The sequence below is a fragment of the Halomonas sp. MES3-P3E genome, assembly GCF_002836035.1.
Lineage (GTDB): Bacteria > Pseudomonadota > Gammaproteobacteria > Pseudomonadales > Halomonadaceae > Vreelandella > Vreelandella arctica.
Map to the genome: position 1 here is coordinate 1 of NZ_PJBT01000064.1, position 5,023 is coordinate 5,023.

At 50.4% G+C, this 5,023-nt stretch carries 8 protein-coding genes; 5 read left to right on the forward strand and 3 right to left on the reverse strand.

The genetic code is table 11. The features are described from left to right. From CXF87_RS22265 to CXF87_RS11430, 5 genes are all read left to right on the forward strand, one after another. Positions 1-706, forward strand: a 706-nt coding sequence (locus CXF87_RS22265) for a multicopper oxidase domain-containing protein (RefSeq protein WP_157826515.1), incomplete at its 5' end; no start/stop codon positions are given. Positions 707-715: 9 nt separating this feature from the next. After that, positions 716-1,486 carry a copper resistance protein B gene (locus CXF87_RS11420; protein ID WP_101146710.1) on the forward strand — a complete coding sequence of 257 codons (771 nt, stop codon included), beginning with the start codon at positions 716-718 and terminating at the stop codon, positions 1,484-1,486. Positions 1,487-1,616: 130 nt separating this feature from the next. Continuing rightward, positions 1,617-2,033, forward strand: a complete 417-nt coding sequence (locus CXF87_RS11425) for a hypothetical protein (protein ID WP_157826516.1) — start codon at positions 1,617-1,619, stop codon at positions 2,031-2,033. 166 nt (positions 2,034-2,199) lie between these two features. Further along, on the forward strand, positions 2,200-2,373 hold the full coding sequence (locus CXF87_RS21630; RefSeq protein WP_157826517.1) for a hypothetical protein: 174 nt from the start codon (positions 2,200-2,202) through the stop codon (positions 2,371-2,373). After that, entirely contained in the window at positions 2,351-3,373 is a 1,023-nt protein-coding gene (locus CXF87_RS11430) for a DcaP family trimeric outer membrane transporter (protein WP_269801102.1), read from the forward strand. The genes CXF87_RS21630 and CXF87_RS11430 overlap by 23 nt, the downstream gene beginning before the upstream one ends. A gap of 83 nt (positions 3,374-3,456) precedes the next feature. Here the strand turns inward: CXF87_RS11430 and CXF87_RS21635 are convergent, their stop codons facing one another. The 3 genes from CXF87_RS21635 to CXF87_RS11440 all read right to left on the reverse strand — a co-directional run. After that, positions 3,457-3,615: a hypothetical protein gene (locus tag CXF87_RS21635; protein WP_157826519.1), complete on the reverse strand. Its 159-nt coding sequence runs from the start codon at positions 3,613-3,615 to the stop codon at positions 3,457-3,459. Positions 3,616-3,848: 233 nt separating this feature from the next. Further along, on the reverse strand, positions 3,849-4,178 hold the full coding sequence (locus CXF87_RS22410; RefSeq protein ID WP_074211541.1) for a four-helix bundle copper-binding protein: 330 nt from the start codon (positions 4,176-4,178) through the stop codon (positions 3,849-3,851). Between the two features lie 421 nt (positions 4,179-4,599). Further along, a partial coding sequence (locus CXF87_RS11440; RefSeq protein ID WP_232774894.1) for a cytochrome c biogenesis CcdA family protein occupies positions 4,600-5,023 on the reverse strand: 424 nt, incomplete at its 5' end.

The window sequence follows — 5,023 nt, forward strand, 5'->3', positions numbered from 1 at the left end:
TATGGGCGGTATGGATCACTCCAACATGGCGGGGATGGATCACTCTGGCATGTCCAACATGTCGGGGATGGATCACTCTGGCATGTCCAACATGTCGGGGATGGATCATTCCAGCATGGCTGGGATGGATCACTCCGGTATGTCCAACATGCAAGGCATGGATCACTCTACTATGGGGGGGATGGCAGCCGAGCAGGCCAAAATAGGCGCAAATGGTTTGCTTCTCGCCGGTGAAGCCCAGCCCGGCTCTCGCTACGACCAGGCGGGCATCGGCATCGACCCCGACGAACGACGCATATTAGTCTACCGGGATCTCAAAGCGATCACACCATGGCCTGATCGCCGTGAGCCAGGCCGTGAGCTTGAGCTGCACCTGACCGGCAATATGGAGCGTTATATATGGTCGTTCGACGGTAAGAAGTTTAGCGAAGTGACGGGCCCTATTCATTTTGTGAAAGACGAGCGGCTGCGCCTAATTCTGATTAACGACACCATGATGGAGCATCCTATCCACCTCCACGGCATGTGGATGGAGCTGGAAAACGGCCAGGGTGAATTGATTCCGCGCAAACACACCCTAAATGTGAAGCCCGGTGAGCGCGTATCTGCGTTGATCACCGCAGATGCAGAGGGCAGTTGGGCGTTCCACTGCCACCTTCTCTATCACATGGATGCCGGCATGTTCCGCGTTGTTCAGGTTTCTTAAGGAGGCAGTATGAAAACCAAGCACTACTTAACCCTCGCCAGCGCCGCCCTCGGCATGGCCGCCGCCACGACTGCTCAAGCCGAAGACGGCTATGACGCCCCGGCCGGCTGGCCGTCACCGGTCGTGGAGCACCCGATGACCACGGTACGGGTCGATCGCTTGGAATATGCTTCGCCCGACAAGGGGGGGGATGCCTTGGTCTGGGATTTCCAGGCCTGGTATGGCAGTGATTTCAATCGCCTATACGTGGAAAGCGAAGGCCAAAACGTCCAGGGCGATGGCGAAGATGCAGAATTCGAGTCCCTCAACCTGCTTTATAGTCGTTTGATTGCCGACTTCTGGGAACTTCAGGGCGGCATCGGTTATCAGGGCGGTATCGCTACGAATGACTATCCCGAACGCTATTTCGGCGTCATCAGCCTATTGGGGCTCGCCCCCTATCGCTTCGAGACCGATCTCGACTTGATGATAAGCGATGAAGGCGATATCTCCGCCAGCCTGGAAAGCGAGTACGATCTGCGCCTGACGCAGCGGCTCTACCTACAGCCGCGTACCGAAATTGCCGTAGCTGCCAGCGAAGTTAAGGAGTTTGGTGTGGGTGAGGGCCTTAACTCAGTGCGTGTCGGCATGCGCCTGGGCTACGAAGTGACCAGACGCTTTGCGCCTTACGTGGGCGCTTACTGGGAAAAAGAGTATGGCGATACCGCTGACCTTTCTCGTGCTGGCGGGAATAATACCGAAGATACCGGCGTGGTGGCAGGTGTCAGGTTAATATTTTAAATCGTTAAGCACTCTATAACTTGCGCCACCGAAAGGTGGCGTTTTTTTTGCTAATAAACCACTAAATTCAGCTTCAACTCATACTCTAAGGTTATTATTAAATTATAAATAACCAGCGGAGTAAACCACCATGAAAATTAAAGCAATTGTTTTTAGTGCAGTAGTAGCAAGTATCCTCTCTACACCTGTATTAGCGAGCTTAGGCAATACAACACAGAATCTTCCCTTACTAGAAAGAGGCGTATCTTCTACACAGATGCTTGTCCAGGGGCAACCTAAGCGTTTCAATATTAACATTGAACAAGCGACTACACTGAAAGTAGTGAGTGAGCACTTTCCAGGATTTACCAGCACTGGCAACCGCATTTCAGCTGTTCTTTATAATGAGGCGGGACAGCAGGTAGCAGAAGCTTCCAGCCCACGGGGGCACTTCGAACTTATTCGTCAGCTGCAACCTGGAAATTATCAGCTTGAGGTGAGTGGTAGCTCATTGGGAGGTAATAACCAAAGTGACAGTAACCGTTATGAACTACATGTCGCCTATTGATATCCTTTAGTCTTGACATGAATTAAGAAGGTCAGCCATGAGCTGACCTTTTTTATGAAAAACTAGTATCTCGGCAAACAAATTCAGCTTTAATTCAGGAATTTTCGCTAACTTTATAGTGCCGCAATCGGCGTAAAAACAAGACAATTCATAAAGAGGTGTCATCATGTGGAATAACAAGAAGATTCCCTTGGTCAGCATGACGGTTATGGCCTTGGCAATCGGCTCGACGTATGTTTCGGCCCTGGAAACCCAAGTGGGAGAGACCACCGTGGGGCTTTATGGCTACGCCAGGCTGAACATGGCTTACAACTTCGATCCGGGATGCCGGATCAGCTAACGAAGGTTACTTTGCTGAAGTCGCAGGATCGGAAGATGAGAGGGATGTCGGGGATCAGTTTCAAGTCACCGCGACACAAAGCCGCATCGGCTTTCGGACCAGTACGCCTGTCGAGGGGGGCACGCTAGACACCGTTATCGAAGGGGATTTCTGGTCCTACAACGATGATAATACGCGCTTCAGACTACGGCATGCCTATGGGTCCTGGAATGGCATTCTGGCAGGGCAAACCTGGTCGAATTACACCACCTTCGTCGCCGCCACGCCCACACTGGATTTCCTCGGCACGGCGGGAAGCAATGGCTATGGGTCGCGCCTAGCCCAGTTGCGCTACACCATGGGAGGATTCTCGATAGCCGCGGAAGACCCTCAAGCTCAATTGGCTGAGAATATAGATGGCTCAGTGCCAGAAGATGATTTGCTACCGGATAATGACGATGCCGTATCATCGATGCCCGCGTTGAGCCTGCGCTATGAAGATAGTATGGGTGACTTTTCCTACTCAATCGCCGGCATCGCCCGGCAGCTGAAGTACGATACCGGAAGCGAAAAGGATACGGAAATGGGCTATGGGGCCTTCGCCGCAGGTGCCTACCATGCCGGACCGGTGACCTTGAGAGCGATCGTGAACGCCAGCGAGGGGGCGAACAGTTACCTCTATCTGTCTGGCGATTACTTCAACGGTGCCGATGCCTACGTCGATACCAACGGTAAGCTGCAAACGCTATCTGGCGATGGCGGAGCCCTTGGTCTTTCTTATCAAATATCACCACAGTATTCACTGAACGCGTCCCATGGCTATACCGATGTCGAATTGGGCGACCCTACCGTAGGTGGGAATGCAGGTAGAAAGAACAAGAATACATTTCTTAATCTGATGTGGACTCCCAACGAACGCTTGATGTACGGAATTGAGTACGGCTATTTCGAAACGGAGTTGGCCGATGGCCGTGAAGAAGATGCGAGCCGTGTGATGGTGGCTGCCCAGTATAGTTTCTAGGGTGAGTTAGTAGCATAGCAGAGAAGCTGTTTTGATCGATTGCTTGGGCGTATGCCCAAGCTTTTTTATGGTTCTTCGTCACTTCATGTGATCACTTCATGTGAGGCCTGATCGAACAGGCGACCCACAATACCACTGTCACTAAACTGAATAAGAAAGATCAGTCGCGTCGGGAACACTTCCCGGCGGGTGACCTTCTTATTGTTCTGGTGCTCAGCCTGAGCAAACGAGATCTGTTTCATCGAGAACTCTGGCGGGTAGTGGAAAACTGTATTTTGCCCTGCCGGTGGCACTTAGGCAGCAACGGTCGTATTTATGCAGTGTTTCCTTAAAAGAGGCTCGCAGTAGGCTTGCTTCTACTAGAGTTTATTTCAAAATAATTACCTCAATAATTTGAAAGCCTGAGTTAAAGCAAATGAATTTCTCCATAGAAGTTCACGTCGAGCCGGAGCGCTTGCCCCGGCTGGTTTGAAGCTTAGCTGGCCATTGCGGCACATTCTTCAGCGCAGCGATGACAAGCTTGAGCACACTCTTGACAATGGGTTGCATCATGTTTTGCACACTCATCACCACACTTTTTACAAATGTCGGCACATAGACGGCAGATCTCGTGCGCAAACTCGCTTTCTTGTGCCATGAATGAAGCGGCTAACCGGCAAATTTGAGCACATTGCATTTTAAGGCGAATACATTCCGCCATCATTTTTACGTCGTCTTCTTTTAGGCACTCAGTTGCACACTTGTCACAATACGCTGCACATACGTGACAAGCTTCAATGCAATTCTCATATTTTCCAAAATTCATCTCGATTCTCCATTTATTAAATCAGATTTTATTCACCATAGCTCTTGCTTGGCATAATAAAGCTAGAACAACCTAAAAGAAAAATCAAGGAAAGGTAATCAGGTAACTACTCACGAAATATAAAGATAAACCAGGTAGCTGTGCGTTACTTGCCATGATTTTTATTATTCAGCTAGGATTCAGGAAGGCCTACTATAATAAATGTTTTTTTCAAAAAATACTGCAGCATTCGCTGCGCCTGGAAGTTAGCTCGCCACGAAGCCCCTAATTAAAGTAAGTAGGTGAGAAAACTAAATTAATAATGAGAGGAATCAAGTTCTAAGCTTTATAAAAATAATCTCCTTTTAGGAGACTAGCTCAGCCTAATAAGCTTCCTAAGGAGTCAGTATGAAAATTAATCTCTACTTCTCTGACGGCCTGGCTACCCCAGGGTCGCCAGGGAGGGAAAAAGGTCGACCATGATACTGGAAAGCCGCGTCATGGTACCCGAGACGATGGCGATGCCCATCAGGATCACAACCGTGCCCGCCACGGGGCGAGCATAGGCGCTCCACCTTCCTAGGCTTTGCCGATGCAGAGCGAATCGGTTAATCAGTAAAGTGCTGGCAAGAAAAGGTAGCGCCAGTCCTGCCGAGTAGGCACTGAGATATATCATTCCAGCCTGGGCACTAGCAGCATTGGACGTGGCCATCAAGATGGCGCCCAGGATGGGGCCGATACAGGGCGTCCAGCCGATGGCAAAAGATACCCCGAACACAGTAGCCGAAAGCGGAGAGCCACCCTGGACATTGGGGGTGAACTGAAAGGTACGCTGGAAAAGCGGCAATCGGAACACGCCGGTCATG